Source organism: Mesorhizobium sp. WSM4906, assembly GCF_029674625.1.
GTDB lineage: Bacteria > Pseudomonadota > Alphaproteobacteria > Rhizobiales > Rhizobiaceae > Mesorhizobium.
Genome location: NZ_CP121355.1, coordinates 1,579,871 through 1,593,794, shown reverse-complemented (window position 1 = coordinate 1,593,794; position 13,924 = coordinate 1,579,871). Strand labels below are relative to the sequence as shown.

At 61.2% G+C, this 13,924-nt stretch carries 14 protein-coding genes; 1 reads left to right on the top strand and 13 read right to left on the bottom strand.

Features of this window, described 5'->3' with window-relative positions; translation table 11 throughout:
- Window positions 1-83: 83 nt before the first annotated feature.
- Window positions 84-827, bottom strand: a complete 744-nt coding sequence (locus tag QAZ22_RS07435) for a Crp/Fnr family transcriptional regulator (RefSeq protein ID WP_024502861.1) — start codon at window positions 825-827, stop codon at window positions 84-86.
- Between the two features lie 152 nt (window positions 828-979).
- Here QAZ22_RS07435 and hemN point away from each other — a divergent pair, with 152 nt between their 5' ends.
- Window positions 980-2,329, top strand: coding sequence for an oxygen-independent coproporphyrinogen III oxidase (gene hemN / locus QAZ22_RS07430; RefSeq protein ID WP_063169226.1), 1,350 nt, complete (start codon window positions 980-982; stop codon window positions 2,327-2,329).
- Window positions 2,330-2,439: 110 nt separating this feature from the next.
- Here the strand turns inward: hemN and QAZ22_RS07425 are convergent, their stop codons facing one another.
- The 12 genes from QAZ22_RS07425 to QAZ22_RS07370 all read right to left on the bottom strand — a co-directional run bounded on the left by QAZ22_RS07425 (window position 2,440) and on the right by QAZ22_RS07370 (window position 13,840).
- Window positions 2,440-3,786, bottom strand: coding sequence for an IS5 family transposase (locus QAZ22_RS07425; RefSeq protein ID WP_063169227.1), 1,347 nt, complete (start codon window positions 3,784-3,786; stop codon window positions 2,440-2,442).
- A 335-nt stretch (window positions 3,787-4,121) separates the two neighbouring features.
- Window positions 4,122-4,364 (bottom strand): DUF2274 domain-containing protein, encoded by a 243-nt coding sequence (locus QAZ22_RS07420; RefSeq protein ID WP_024502859.1) that lies wholly within the window; start codon window positions 4,362-4,364, stop codon window positions 4,122-4,124.
- Window positions 4,365-4,376: 12 nt separating this feature from the next.
- Complete coding sequence (locus QAZ22_RS07415) at window positions 4,377-5,591, bottom strand: TrbI/VirB10 family protein (protein ID WP_063169228.1); 1,215 nt, start codon at window positions 5,589-5,591, stop codon at window positions 4,377-4,379.
- Window positions 5,588-6,613, bottom strand: coding sequence for a P-type conjugative transfer protein TrbG (gene trbG, locus QAZ22_RS07410; RefSeq protein WP_164548809.1), 1,026 nt, complete (start codon window positions 6,611-6,613; stop codon window positions 5,588-5,590). The genes QAZ22_RS07415 and trbG overlap by 4 nt, the downstream gene beginning before the upstream one ends.
- Before the next feature lies 1 nt (window position 6,614).
- Window positions 6,615-7,346: a conjugal transfer protein TrbF gene (gene trbF / locus QAZ22_RS07405; protein WP_063169230.1), complete on the bottom strand. Its 732-nt coding sequence runs from the start codon at window positions 7,344-7,346 to the stop codon at window positions 6,615-6,617.
- Entirely contained in the window at window positions 7,347-8,669 is a 1,323-nt protein-coding gene (gene trbL, locus QAZ22_RS07400; RefSeq protein ID WP_063169231.1) for a P-type conjugative transfer protein TrbL, read from the bottom strand.
- Between the two features lie 33 nt (window positions 8,670-8,702).
- On the bottom strand, window positions 8,703-9,428 hold the full coding sequence (gene trbJ, locus QAZ22_RS07395) for a P-type conjugative transfer protein TrbJ (protein WP_024502854.1): 726 nt from the start codon (window positions 9,426-9,428) through the stop codon (window positions 8,703-8,705).
- Entirely contained in the window at window positions 9,425-11,875 is a 2,451-nt protein-coding gene (trbE, locus tag QAZ22_RS07390) for a conjugal transfer protein TrbE (protein WP_063169232.1), read from the bottom strand. The genes trbJ and trbE overlap by 4 nt, the downstream gene beginning before the upstream one ends.
- A complete protein-coding gene (locus tag QAZ22_RS07385; RefSeq protein WP_024502852.1) occupies window positions 11,869-12,141 on the bottom strand; it encodes a VirB3 family type IV secretion system protein in 273 nt (90 codons plus the stop codon). The genes trbE and QAZ22_RS07385 overlap by 7 nt, the downstream gene beginning before the upstream one ends.
- Window positions 12,141-12,449, bottom strand: a complete 309-nt coding sequence (locus tag QAZ22_RS07380) for a TrbC/VirB2 family protein (RefSeq protein WP_024502851.1) — start codon at window positions 12,447-12,449, stop codon at window positions 12,141-12,143. The genes QAZ22_RS07385 and QAZ22_RS07380 overlap by 1 nt, the downstream gene beginning before the upstream one ends.
- Window positions 12,450-12,461: 12 nt before the next feature.
- Complete coding sequence (gene trbB / locus QAZ22_RS07375; protein WP_024502850.1) at window positions 12,462-13,430, bottom strand: P-type conjugative transfer ATPase TrbB; 969 nt, start codon at window positions 13,428-13,430, stop codon at window positions 12,462-12,464.
- Window positions 13,427-13,840, bottom strand: a complete 414-nt coding sequence (locus QAZ22_RS07370) for a CopG family transcriptional regulator (protein WP_063170364.1) — start codon at window positions 13,838-13,840, stop codon at window positions 13,427-13,429. Before QAZ22_RS07370 ends, trbB begins: the two co-directional genes overlap by 4 nt.
- Window positions 13,841-13,924: the final 84 nt, after the last annotated feature.

Sequence of the window (13,924 nt, the reverse complement as noted above, 5' to 3'; positions counted from 1 at the left end):
CGCCGCTTCGTCGAAGGCGCGGCGACATCGCATTAAAAGGCAAACACGGCCCGCCCCGGAGTCATGCGACATGGCCTCGCCGCTTAGGGCCGCTCGCGTCCGCCGCCACAGCGCTTCTCCAGACGGCTTATGCTGTCCACCGTCACATGGCGTGCGTTCTCAATCCGAATCACCCCGTCAGCCCGCAATCGCGTCAGTTGGCGGCTCACGGTCTCGCTGGTGATTCCAAGGAAATCAGACATTTCGGCACGCGTCAGCGGCAGATCGAAGGAGGCCGACCCGGAAGCCGCATCGAGACTGGAATCGATATTCCGGGCCATCATGAGGAGAAAAGTCGCCACCTTTTCCGGAGCTGTCTTGCGCCCCAGCGTCACCATCCACTCGCGCGCCTCATCGAGTTCATTCAGCGTCTGTTTGAGCAGGCGATGCTCGAATTCCCGTGACGCCTTCATCATCCGTTCGACGGCCGCTCGCGGAAACGAACACAGCGTGACTGCTGTTGCCGCTTCCGCATTGATCGAGCTTTCCTCCTTGAAAGGACGTCCCAGAAAATCCGGTGCAAACTGGAGACCGACGATCTGCTGGCGCCCATCCGACAGGCTCTTTGATAGCTTTACCACGCCTGAAAGCACGTTGGAGTAGCTGTCGACGTTCTGTGCCTCGCCGGTCAACTCCATTCCTGACTCGATCCGGCGACGCGAGCAAGTCTTGGCGAGCCCAACCAAATTGTCTGGATCGAGCGCACCGCAGACACCGCGACGCCGTGCCTCGCAAGGGAAGCAAAGAACAGGAATGCCGGAACTATGAATGTCTTGCCGAAAGGTCATGCGTTCGCCTTACCCGATCCTAACTGCCGGCAGGATACCCATCCAGGGTAGAGAAATCCTGCGGCGGTTTGTCCATGAGCGCGGCTGATCGAGATCAGGGTCTGCTTCAGCGATGCGTGCAGTGTTCCGGCGGGCAACACGGTGAACGCGAGATGCAATCGGAAATAGCTGTCAAACTCAGCGAGAACGTCCCACGCTACACCAGCTATCCGACGGCGCCGCATTTCCATTCGGGGATCGATGCTGCCATTTACCGTGGCTGGTTGGAGACGCTGGAAAGCGGCGACGAAATCTCGCTGTACCTGCACATTCCTTACTGCGACAAGCTCTGCTGGTTCTGCGCCTGCCACACCAAGCAGACGCACCAATATGAGCCGGTGGCCGCTTATCTGCGCTCGCTGAATGCCGAAATCGTCACGATTGCCGGTCTGGTGAGCGGCAAGGCACATGTCCGTGCAATCCACTTCGGTGGCGGTTCGCCAACTATTCTGAGGCCCGATGATATGGTTGCTCTTGGAGCGGCCTTGCGGGACAGCTTCGACCTTCTCCCGGATGCTACGGTCAGCATCGAAATCGAAACCAACGACATGGACAAGGCGCGCCTTGATGCACTTGCTCAAATCGGCGTAACGCGGGCGAGCCTCGGCGTGCAGGATTTCGATCCGCAAGTGCAAAAAGCAATTAATCGTGAGCAGAGTTTTTTGCAGACCAAGGCAGTCGTCGACGGGGTTCGTTCGCGGGGCGTCGAATCGGTCAATCTGGACCTGCTCTACGGGCTCCCGAATCAGACACGCGAGACGATCTGTTCCACGGTGGCGCAGGCACTGACCTTGGAGCCAGACCGGATGGCCCTGTTCGGCTACGCACATGTGCCCTGGTTCAAGAAGCATCAGACGATGATCGACGAGGCATGGCTGCCGAGTCCCACTGAGCGTTTCGCCCAATCTCAACTCGCGGCGCGGGCAATTGTCGCCAAGGGATATGAGGCAATAGGACTCGATCATTTCGCGAAGCCCGACGATGCGCTGGCCATAGCGGCCCGCGCAGGGGTTTTGCATCGCAATTTTCAGGGCTACACTGAGGATCGCTGCCCGACACTGATCGGACTTGGCCCTTCGTCCATCGGTCGTTTTCGCCAAGGCTACGTGCAGAACATGGCTTCGACTGCCGGGTACGGGCGCATGGTTGCGGATGGCGGGTTGGCTGCCGTCCGCGGCGTTGCCCTTTCCGACGACGATCGCGTCCGTGGCTGGATCATCGAGCGGCTGATGTGTGATTTTGCCTTCTCGGCAGTCGACCTGGTGGAGCGGTTCGGCAAAGCCGGCGAGCAGCTCCTTCATCGCTCGAGGTCCATCGCACTCCACGATCCTGCCCGAGCGCTTGAATTCGATGGTGACAGTTTCCTCGTACGGACTGAAAGTCGCCCCTTCATTCGAACCATCGCGGCCAAGTTCGATACATATTTCAAAGGGGGAACGGCGAGGCACTCGGTGGCGGTCTGAGCAAAGCACAGTGCGCTCGCCGTTTGGTCGATCGGCGAACCAGCTGCGTTCGTTTTGACCGCTCATAGGCGACTACCGCATCAAATCGTCGACCGTGAACAATCCGAGCCCTAAGCGGCGACCGGCTTCGGCCGGATTTGAAGCAGGGCAATCAAGAGCGACAAAAACCCCTTCAGCCACCTGAGCAGGAGGGAGAAGTTGTAGCCGGCGGCGGCCAGGATGGCGTTGAGGGTGTCGCCCTGCTGGCCGGCGAGGTAGTTGCGGCCCATTCTGTGTTCGCTCTTGATGTGGCCGATGACGGGCTCGACCGCCGACCGCCGTCGCATCTGGCGCTTGATGGCTGGGGTGACGCGGCGTTTCTGGCCCGCGGTGAAGACCCTGAGCTTGTGGCTCTGCGGTGCGTTGTGGCCGCGATAGCCGGCGTCGGCGAGGATGCGGCCGATCTCGTTGCCGATGGTCTTTTCCATGTCGGGGATGACGCTTGCCAGCGTGTGGCCGTCATAGGGATTGCCGGGCAGTGCTTTTGCATGCAGGGCGAACTGGCCGCCCCTGGAGCGCTTCAGCGTGGTGGCCACCGACACCTTCACCCCGAACTCGTAGGGCGCATGCGCCTTGCCCTTGCCGATGCATTCCACCTCGTGTGCGTGCAGGCTGTAGATCTTGCGGCCGCGCTGGCGCTGGCGTTGCTCGAGAACGGTGGCGGCCTGGTAGAGCGGCCATTTGAACAGCGCGTCCAGCCCCTGATCGCCGGCGATCTGGCGACCAATGTCGCGAATGGTCCGGCCGAGATAGGTCTTGAGCTTGCGTAGCGCCTTGTTGGCCCGCTTGAACTGCTTGGCGTGGGCATAGCGCTGGTGGCTGATCAGCGCCAGCTTGCCGACCCGCACATAACTCTGGCGCAAATGGAGACCCGTCCTCTTGGCCAGCCGCACCAGCCGTTCGCGTGCCCGATGGATGAGCTTGGCGTCGGTCGGGAACATGACGTTCTTCGGCTGCACGGTGGTGTCGACGATCACCTGGCGCGTGTCGGCCGGTTTCATCGCCCCGGTCTTGACCGCGAGGCTGAGGCTCTCCTGCAACAGCACCATAATCCGCTCCTCGCCCATACGGCTGCGCCAACGCGTCATCGAGGAGCGGTCGAACGGCAGCGTATGGCAAAAGAACGTCTCGCCGGTGAGATACTGGAAATAAGGGTTCTCCACCCAGCGCTCGCACAGCACCTCATCCGACAGGTTGAAGGTGTGCTTGAGGATCGCCAGCCCCGCCATCAGCCGGGTCGGCAGCGGCGGCATGCCGGGGCCGTCCGAATAGACGGCGCCGAAACGCTCCTCCAGCACCGGCCAGTCGATCGCCTGCGCCAGCCGCACCAGCTCGTGCTTCATGTTGATGATTTGGTCGAGCCGGGAGCGGAACAGGTCCTGCTCTCCCGTCTCGCGCTTCTCGCGTGGCCTGGACATTCGCTGTCCCCTCGATTCGCCGCCGCCGAACCGAGTGAATCACGCTCCGCGCCACAAGGGAATCGCAAAACCGAATTGCAGGAAAACAGCGTCCAAATACCGCTAATCCTGCAATTCCAAAGCCGCTATCCGCCTCAATCAACAGGCCAGATCAATGGCTTGCGGATAGTTCACGGCCGACCAAATCGAAAATGCAAACTTAGGCTGTTGCGCGGTATCTCCTTCCACATCATCTCTTGCGCATACCTGCATTCCAAGGTGTTTGATCCTATGCTTCGCGAGGAGCAGGTAGGTCGCGACAGCTAGGCAATGTTCCAGCTGCCCTAGCGGAGGAGTCACGATTTTCCGGCAAGCTCCGTCGGCAGACGTTCCTTTCTGGCCTTGGCAAAGGCTCGGTCGCCTTCCAGAAACGCCGCCAGCATGAAAGGGATGAGTTCTGCCACGGTTTCAGACTGACCATAGGTCTGACGGTAAAGTGCAGCATACTCCTTGAGTGTTTGGCTCAGCTCCGCGCTGACGGTAATGGTGATCTTCGAAGCTGTTCGGTCCGGAAGTTTTCCAAGTTTCAGGTCAGCCATGATAACTCCTGCTCAACTGGCGTATGGCCGCAGCACGATGTCCTTGTGCACGATGACGCGCAGTGGCCAACCTGGGCGGACGACGATGGTGGGCTGGATATTGAGGTTTTTTTCGGTGATGCGCTGGCCGGCTCGACTGGCGTTCTGCTGGGCTGATTCCCGGATCGCCTTGACCAGATCGCTCTCGTTTTCGCCGAGGCTGAATTCTGTGCCGACACCGAGCAATGTGGCAAGCGCCACTCCCTTGATCATCTGCCAAGTGTGGAAATCGACTTCGTCTTCCAGCCCTGCGTAGCCGGCGGTGTCGCTCGCGGGCAGATTGTCGATTTCGGCCGACGAGCCGTCGGGCAGCAGAATGCGCTGCCAGACCAGCAGCGCTCGCTTTTGCCCGAACGCGACGACGCTGTCGTAGACGCCGATAAGACGTGAGCCCTGCGGAATCAGCAATATGTTGCCCGTGACCGTGTCGTGCACATTTTCGGTGACTTGCGCGACGACAAGGCCCGGCAAATCGGAATTGATGCCGGTGATCAGGCTGGCGGCAATCACGCTGCCAGCCATCAGTTGATATGGCGAGATCGGCGTCTGCAGCGCATGCGGATTGTAGATCCCGCCAGTGCTCCGCTGGCTGAGAAAATCAAGCTTTCGCTGCTGATTGTTCTGGTCGCCTTCCGCCGCCGCCACCGAGGCTGACGCGCGTCCTGCTTCGGATTGGGGAAGCGCCTCAAATGGATGCTGAGCAGTTTGCACGCTCTCTCCGACATCTGTCTTTTGAGCTCGATTTTCGACGCGGAAAAGCACCCGCGATTCACGCGCTTCGATCGCCTGCTGCGCTAGACGCTGCTCCTCGGCCGAGATGTCTTGGCCCGGCACGATGCCGAGCTGGCGCTGCCGCTCGAGGATGGGGCGGCCGAGGTCGCCCGGCAAAGGTAGCCCAAGGACGGGAGGCTTCGGCTTCATGCCGGAATAGTCATGGGGAAGCGTATCGAGCCCCTCGGCGGTTGGTTTGCGCTCAGTGTTGTAGAGATCTTCCGCCTGATCCCTGATGCGAAGGGCCGGCCCCTGGAGGGCGATCATGGTAACGCCGAAGACAGCGCCGGATCCGAGCGCTGCGATCGCGATGATCACACCGCGCCTGAACCGCACCACGCGGCGGGGAGAGGCCCGAAGCTGCAGTTCCTCGGGATCCAGTTTCGGCGGGATGCCAGAGCGGGAATTTTCGATCATGAGTCCTCACCTCGCCGGCTGCCGCGAAAGAGCGAGATCCGCCGTTGCGGTTGCCTGCCGTCAATCCTGCTGATGCGGATCACCTGCTGCCGCTTGGTGCCGAGGCGAAGTTCGGCCGCGGCGAAGAGCCGATCGACGATGTAATAGTTGCCGCGCACGCGATAGTTGACGAGCTCGCTGCTCCCATCTGCGCCGACGATGAAGAGTGGTGGCGCCTCGCCCTGATCTATGCGACGAGGGAACTCAATATAGACCTTGCTGCCGTCGTCGAAGGCTCGCGTCGGTCTCCAGGGCGGTGTGTCGCCACTGATTGAGTAGCGAAAGCGAAGGTTTTCGAGCGCGATATTCGACGCGACCGGTGTAACTGCCTCGGCTTGAGCATTGCGCTGGCGAAGCGCGATGATCTGGTCTTGGCTGTAGGTCCAGGAGATTGCCGCCATTGCGGTCTTCTCGGTGCTTTGAAGCTGCAAATGATAGGTCCGCCGGTCCGTCGTAATGACGACATTGGTGGCAAGACCCGGCGCGAAGGGTTTTACCAGAACATGGGTGCGCTGATTGTCACCGGTGCCGCTTGCGGTATCGCCAATGACCCAGCGCACGGTGTCGCCAGCCGACACGGCGGTTAGTTTCTCGCCCGGCTGCAGAGCGATGTCGGTCACGCGCTCCGGCGCGGCATAGAGTTGATAAAGCGCGCCATCGGTGAAGGGGTAGACTTGCACGGCATTAACATACCCGTACTTGGTGGGTTGCTGGGTCGCGGCTTTGTTGGCATCAGCGACGCGTTCTTCAGGGGGGCGCTTGTCCTCGGCCTTGCCGGGCTCGGGCTGCATTTGGCCAGGCAGCGGCAGTGGTTTTGGCACCTCGACAATTCTAATCGGCCTCTCCGGCGCCTTTTCGATCGCGGCCGGTTTGAAGTCGGCAGCGTCATAGGAAATCTCAGGCGGCGGCACCTTCTTCGATGCACAAGCGGAAACGACCGCTGCCGACACCGATAGGATCAGCACGGCACGAATCGGTGACATTTTACCTTTCATTGGTGGACTCCGTCGGAGAAAGGGGGGTTGGGACGGCGCTGTCGAGCTCGCGTGACCAGTCAATGGCATTGATGAAGACGCCGAGCGGATTCTTGCGCAGCTGATCCGTATTGCTTGGCGAGCGAATCACGATCGTGAGGATCGCAGTCCAGCGCATCGTGCTGGCAAGGCTTCCGCGCTCAAACACCTGCTCGGTCCATTTGACCTGGAATGAACTTTCGGAGGCTCTGACCACGCTGGTGACCTGTACCGAAACACTGCGCGTTCCGATCTGACCGAAGGGGTCGTTCGCCTTGGCGTATTCGTTGAGGAAGAGCGCTGCGCGATCGCTAGCAAAGTCGTACGCTGCCAACCAGTTCTGCCGTACCAAAACCGGATCGGTGGAAACGGAACGGACATTCTGGATGAAGCGGCCGAGATGCCAGGCGATCTGAGCATCCGAGGGCTCATAATTCCGGATCGCCGGCGCGACGGCGCGCGTCTCGCCGAAGCCATCGACCTCGACGACATAAGGCACGACACGGCTTTGCATCGACTGCCATACGAGTCCGCCGGAAAGCCCGGTCGCCAAGGCCAGGCAGCCAAGGGCCATGATCCGCCAGTTCCTGGCCTGCAGTCGAGATGAGCCGATGCGCTCGTCCCACAGCTGGGCGGCTTTTTGATACGGCGTGACCGGTTCGGGTGTTTTGCCGTAACGGTGCACGGGTCGCTTGAAGAGCATCTAGTCATCCTTGTCGTTGAGAGAGGGGGTGGCGCTGCCTCCCGGCCGGTCTCCGTCTCGGACAGCTTGCATGGCAGCGTGGCGATTTGCACGGGCGGTCTGTTCAGAACGTAGGCGCCTTGCCCACGTCGGCGCCGAAACAGTGGCCGAACCGGCAGAGCGTTCGGTCATTGGCGCTGTCGGCGTGCCGCCGGTCGCGGTCCACGCGGCATCGCGCCCGGCATCGGCGTTGCGCCCAACACTTGCAGTGGCGGATCGCGCTATGCGTATAGCGGCGCCGCCAGCTGCACTGGTTACACCATGCATTCCAGCAGCCACACCGGAGAGGCCAGCGTCGGGCGAGGTTGCGCGCCCGATCTGCCATGACGTGGAAGCAGCCGATCCCATTGTTGTGCCGGCTCGGATGGCGGCGACACCGCCGCTGGTTGCCATACGCGCGCCAGCAAATGCTGTGCCTCCAGCAACGAGTGATACACCCGCTGCCGCCGCGGTCGTGCCGAGGGCGGCGCCCGCCCCAAGCTGCGGTGCGCCTGAGACAAGACCCGACGCGATCCCCGGCCCAAAAATGCCAAGGCCAAGCAATGCCAGTGCGCCCAGTACCTGGGACATGGCACCGGCAAGATCCGGCTCCTTGCCTTGCAATGCGGAAGCGAACTCCCCGAAGAGCGTGGAGCCGATACCGACAATGACGGCGAGCACCATCACCTTGATGCCTGACGAGATAACATGGCCGAGCACGCGTTCGGCCAGGAACGCTGAACGGTTCCAAAGTGCGAATGGAACCAAAACAAAACCTGCCAGCGTGGTGAGCTTGAACTCAAGGATGGTGATGAAAAGCTGGATGGAAAGGATGAAGAAGGCGATGATGACCAGGAACCAGGCCATCAGCAGCACGAAGATGGTCAGTGCGTTGCCGAAGATTTCCGGGAAGCCCAGGAGCTGACTGGCTTGGTCAAGCATTGGCCAAGCACCTTCGAAACCGGTCGCGGCAATGCGGCCCGGGCGCAAGAGATTGTCTGCCGACAGATTGCCGGCCGACGCCTTAATCCCGAGACCGGCAAAAGAACGATAAACGATATCGGCGAGGTTCTTGAAATTGTTCAGAATGAAGGCGAAGACGCCAACATAGAGCACCTTGCGGACAAGCCGGCCGAGAACGCTGGTTTCGTCGCCGAGCGCCCACGCCAGGCCGGCAAGTGTGATGTCAATGCCGATCAGAATGGTAGTGAGGAAGGCGAGGTCGCCCGATAGCAGACCGAACCCGCTGTCGATGTAGCGGATGAAGGTCTCCATGAAGCGATCGATGACGCCAAGGTCGTTCATGCCGCTGCCTTTCTCGTCGTGATGAACTCGTGATTAATTGCCGGGATAAGCCGAGCCGGTACCCAAGAATCGCTTCGTCATCTCGCGGGCGGCTTCGTCTGACTGGGCCTTGCGGGCGGCATCCTCGGCCTCAGCTCGAAACTGCGTTGCGAGCAGCGTCTGGATCTGCATCTGCTGTTTTGTCGAAAGCGCCATCAGCTGGTTGGTGGCCTGGCTTGCCTGAAGCGCACCGGCCGCCCCTTGGCTGCGGTTGACGAGATCGGCGAGCAGATCGCCGTCGGCGCGGACGTTCTCGACGATTTGCGACTGGACACCCATGGTCTGGCGGAACGCCTGCATGGCGGTTTGCCAACGCTCCCGCGCAGCACTCGCCACATCGCTGACTTTGATCGTGGCGTCGTAGCTTTCCGGATATTGGCTGCGCCACTGGTCTTGAAGCTTGCCCAGATCAAAGCTGAGGCCACTCGCCTGGTCCATCAAGCCGTCGATGCGATGGAGCGAACCGGTGAGTTGGCCAACGGAAGAGAAATCCAGACGCTGAAGATTGCGCGCCATGTTCTGCAGCATGGTCGCCTGATTCTGCAGCGACTGGATCTGGTTGTTGATCTGCTCCAATGCGCGCGCGGCCGTCAGCACGTTCTGCGCATAATTGGACGGATCGAACACGATAAGGGCGTAGGCGGGCTGCACATAGTCGGCCATAGGCTTGGCGATCAGGGAAACGGTGATCAGGCCGGAGAGAAGGCGTCGCCGCATCATGAGAATTGCTCCTTGTCTGGTTGAGGGAATTGCTTGAGAAGTTCGCCGGCCCAATCGAGGCCGCGCGCGATCAGGAACTGCGAGGCAAAGCTGCCTTGCCCGTCTTCGGACATGATCCTGTCGATCAGAGTCTGCGTGGCCGGATCGGAAGCACCGCAAAGCGCAAGAGCGATGGGGCCAAGCTCGAGCTCGAACAGACGGTTGCCGCGGCGCGATTGCAGATAATACTGACGCTTCGGCGTGGCGCGGGCGATCAATTCGATCTGCCGCTCGCTTAAACCGAAGCGCTCGTAGGCTGTGCGCGCCTGGGGTTCCACGGCACGATCATTGGGAAGGAAAATGCGCTGCGGGCAGCTTTCGATGATTGCCGGCGCTATGCCAGAGCCCGCGATATCAGCCAGCGACTGCGTAGCGAAGACAACCGACACGTTCTTCTTTCGCAGCACCTTCAGCCATTCGCGGATGCGGGCGGCGAACAGCGGATTGTCGAGATAGACCCACGCCTCGTCGAGCATGATCAGCGTGGGCCGTCCGTCGAACCGTTCCTCAAGTCGCTGGAACAGATAGGTAAGCACCGGCAGCAAAGCGCTTTGGCTGTGCATTAACTCCTCGGTCTCGAAACACTGCACATCCGACAAGGCCAGCCCATCATGATCGGCATCGAGCAGGCGGCCGAAGGGACCGTCGAGCGTGTAGGGCATCAATGCGGTCTTCAGCGCATTGGATTGAAGCAGGACCGAAAGACCGGTCAGTGTGCGTTCCTGCGCCGGCGCGGTGGCAAGGCTGGCCAGCGCTGACCAAATAGCCTCCTTCACCTCCGGCGTGACGGTGACGTTCTCGTGGGCAACAAGGCTGGCGATCCATTCGGCCGCCCAGCTTCGGCTAGCCTGGTCGTTGATGCTGCGCAGTGGCTGAAAGGCAAGGGAACCGTCCGCTCCTAGCGCGTGGTGTTCTCCACCCATGGCAAGTGTTGCAGCACGGGCCGAATTGCCTTTGTCGAAGACATAAACCTGGGCGCCGGCGTAGCGCCTGAACTGCAGAGCAATCAGAGCAAGCAGAACCGACTTGCCGGCGCCGGTCGGACCAACAACCAGCATGTGGCCGACATCTTCGACGTGGGTGGAAAGCCGAAACGGTGTCGACCCACTGGTCTCGGCAACGAAAAGCGGTGGCGCTTCGGTTTGGGTGACTTTCGCGAGATGCTCGTTTGTCGCAGGACCGGCCCAAACCGACGACAGCGGCATGAGATGGGCAAGGTTCAATGTATGAACGAGCGGTTGGCGAACGTTAGCGTAGACATGGCCAGGCAATGAGCCGAGCCAAGCCTCGACCGCATTGACGCCTTCTCGGATCGTGGTGAAGCCGAGCCCATTGATGATGCGCTCGACCGCGCGAAGCTTCTCTGCAGCGGCTTGGCGATCCTCGCCCCACACCGTCACGGTGGTGGTGAGATAGCCGAAACTCACATGATCACCGCCCAATGCCTGAAGGGCTTCGTCGGCATCGAGCGCCTTGTTGTCGGCATCGCTATCGACAAGCGGGACCGGCTCGTTGGTAATGACCTCGCGTAGGATTGCCACGATCGATTTGCGCTTGGCAAACCACTGCCGGCGCAATCGCGTCAGCGTCTTCGTGGCTTCCGTTTTCTCGAGCGGAATGAAGCGCGTCATCCAGCGATAGGCGAAATCCTGATGATTGAGGGTATCGAGGATTCCGGGCCGGGTGAGGTTCGGAAAGCCGAGGATGGTCAGTGTGCGAAGATGCTGCTCACCCAGCATCGGCTCCAGGCCACCGGTAAGCGGCGCATCGACCAGGATTGCATCCAGATATATCGGCGTTTCCGGGGCCATGATAGGATGGCGACGAGGCGAAATCGTGCCGTGGAGGTAGGTCAACGTCTGAGCATCATCGAGGACGCGTACTTCGGACATGAAACCCGAGAAGAGATCGAGCACGCGGTTGGTCTCGTCACGGAACCTCGCCAGATCCTGGCGCCAGTCTCTTTCTCCTCGGGAATAATGAGAGTCGACGAGCGTGCTTTCTGCGCGCGCCTGGGCGTCCGGCGGTGGCATAAACACCAAGGTCAGATGATAGCGGCTCTCGTAGTGCGCTACCTTCCCCTCGAAAGCAGCGCGGCGTTCTTCGTCGACCAGCCACGACGCGGCGTCAGGAAAATGCGAGTTCGGATAGCCCAGCGCTTCTGTGCGCTCGGCCTCAAAGAACAATGCCCAGCCAGAGCCAAGGCGTCTGAGAGCATTGTTCGCCCGGGCGCAAATGCCGACGAGTTCAGCCTCCGTCGCACTTTCGAGATCCGGGCCGCGGAACCGCAACGTCCGCTGAAAGCTGCCGTCCTTGTTGAGCACGATGCCGGGCGCCACCAAGGCAGCCCAGGGTAGATGGTCGGCAAGCCGGTCGGCTTTGCTTCGATATTCCGAAAGGTTCAGCATGCAAGCCACCCCTTCAGACGTAGGTGGCGCACAAGCACGCTGGCGAAGTCCGGATCGCGTCTTGCGGCAAACACCGCTAACGAGTGGCCTGCGATCCAAAGCACCAGACCAGCAATCCATTGCTGCAAGCCGAAGCCAATGGCCGCGGCCACTGTACCGTTGAGGATCGCCACCGCGCGCGGAGCCCCGCCGAGCAGGATCGGCTCGGTCAGCGCCCGGTGGACCGGTACTGCGAAGCCCTCGATATGCTGCTCCCCGGCGGCCATCAGACGAGCGCCCCACCACCGAAGGAGAAGAAGGAGAGGAAGAAGCTCGATGCCGCGAAGGCGATCGACAGACCGAAGACGATCTGAATCAGGCGCCGAAAACCACCGGCGGTGTCGCCGAAGGCAAGCGTCAGGCCGGTGGTGATAATGATGATCACCGCAACGATCTTGGCGACCGGTCCCTGCACGGACTCCAGGATCTGCTGCAGCGGCTGCTCCCACGGCATGCCGGAGCCGGCGGCATAAACCGGGGCCGTGATAAGAAACGCGAGCGCTGTGGACGAAAGAAAGCGAAGCTTCTTGCGCATGAGGAAGGCCTTTCAAAGCTGCTGGAGTTGCGAAAGCGTGAGCGGGGCAACGGCGTAATCGCCGCTGCCGTCGAGACCGGTGACCTCGGCGATTGCGTCGATGTGGCGCGACGAGCCGCGTCCCGCTATGAAGACGATCAGATCTATCGCCTCAGCGATGAGCCGGCGGGGAACGGTGACCACCGCTTCCTGGGCGAGTTGCTCAATGCGATAGAGAGCCGAGCGCGCGGAATTGGCGTGTACGGTAGCGATGCCGCCTGGGTGCCCGGTGTTCCATGCCTTCAGCATGTCGAGCGCTTCCGCGCCCCTCACCTCGCCCACGATGATGCGGTCCGGCCTGAGCCTCAGCGTCGAGCGCACGAGATCGGCAAGGGTGACCGAGCCCCGCCTTGTTCTCAGGGCAACGCAGTCCCTGGCCGCGCACTGCAGTTCGCGTGTGTCCTCGATCAGGATCACCCGATCGTCGCATTCGGCGACTTCAGCCAGCAGAGCGTTGGCGAGTGTTGTCTTCCCCGAGGAAGTGCCGCCGGCGATCAGCATGTTGCGCCGCTCGCGGACGGCCTTTTTCAGCGCATCGGCCTGCAGCGGCAGCATGATGCGTTCGGCAACATAGTCGGCCAGGGTGTAGACTTTCGCGGCGGGCTTGCGGATGGCAAAACATGGCGCCAACACCACAGGTGGCAGCAGGCCTTCGAAGCGTTCGCCAGACGGCAATTCGGCACTGACGATCGGGTTGTCGGCGTGCGCCTCGGCGCGCACGTGCGAAGCAACCAGGCGGATGATACGTTCTGCCTCGGACGGGTGCATGTGAACGTCGGTATCGACCCGACCTTCGCCTAACCGGTCGAGTCGCAGCGCGCCGTCGGGATTGACCATCACCTCGATGACGGACGGATCGGCCAGGGCTTCGGTGATTGCCGGACCCATGGCGGTGCGCAGCATGACACGCCGCCGGTGGTCGGCCTCGGGATGAGAGCTCATCCTTCCCCTCCCCCACCATTGTCTTTGCTAAGCGACTTTTTGCCGGAAGCGATCTGGCGGCCGACCTTCTCAACGAATTTCTCGAAACGCTCTTGGGCAATAGCCTGCGTTGCCCGATCCGGGACCGGCGTGTGGGCGTGAAGGGTGATCGAAAAGCGGATGAAGAGCGCCAGGCTCTCCAGGATCACCTCGGAATCGCGCCTGACGTGGGCAAGATCGCGGGAGAGCCGGTCAAGCCTTACGCCGTAGCGCCGATCGAACTCGCTCTCGCCACGCCGCTCGATGAACGCCTCGATCGCCTTCCCCACGATCGCTGATTTGGTCGTTGACGGATCGCGACTGAGGTTGTCCAGTTTCTCGCTGAGCTCCGGCTCAAGCAGAAACTGATGGCGAATGCGGTGCGGCTTCATGCGGATCGTTCCGACGGCCCGGCGTTGCGCCGGCGACGGGAGAAGCATCGGCCAGACGCTCAAAATTGCTTATGGCCGTTATCT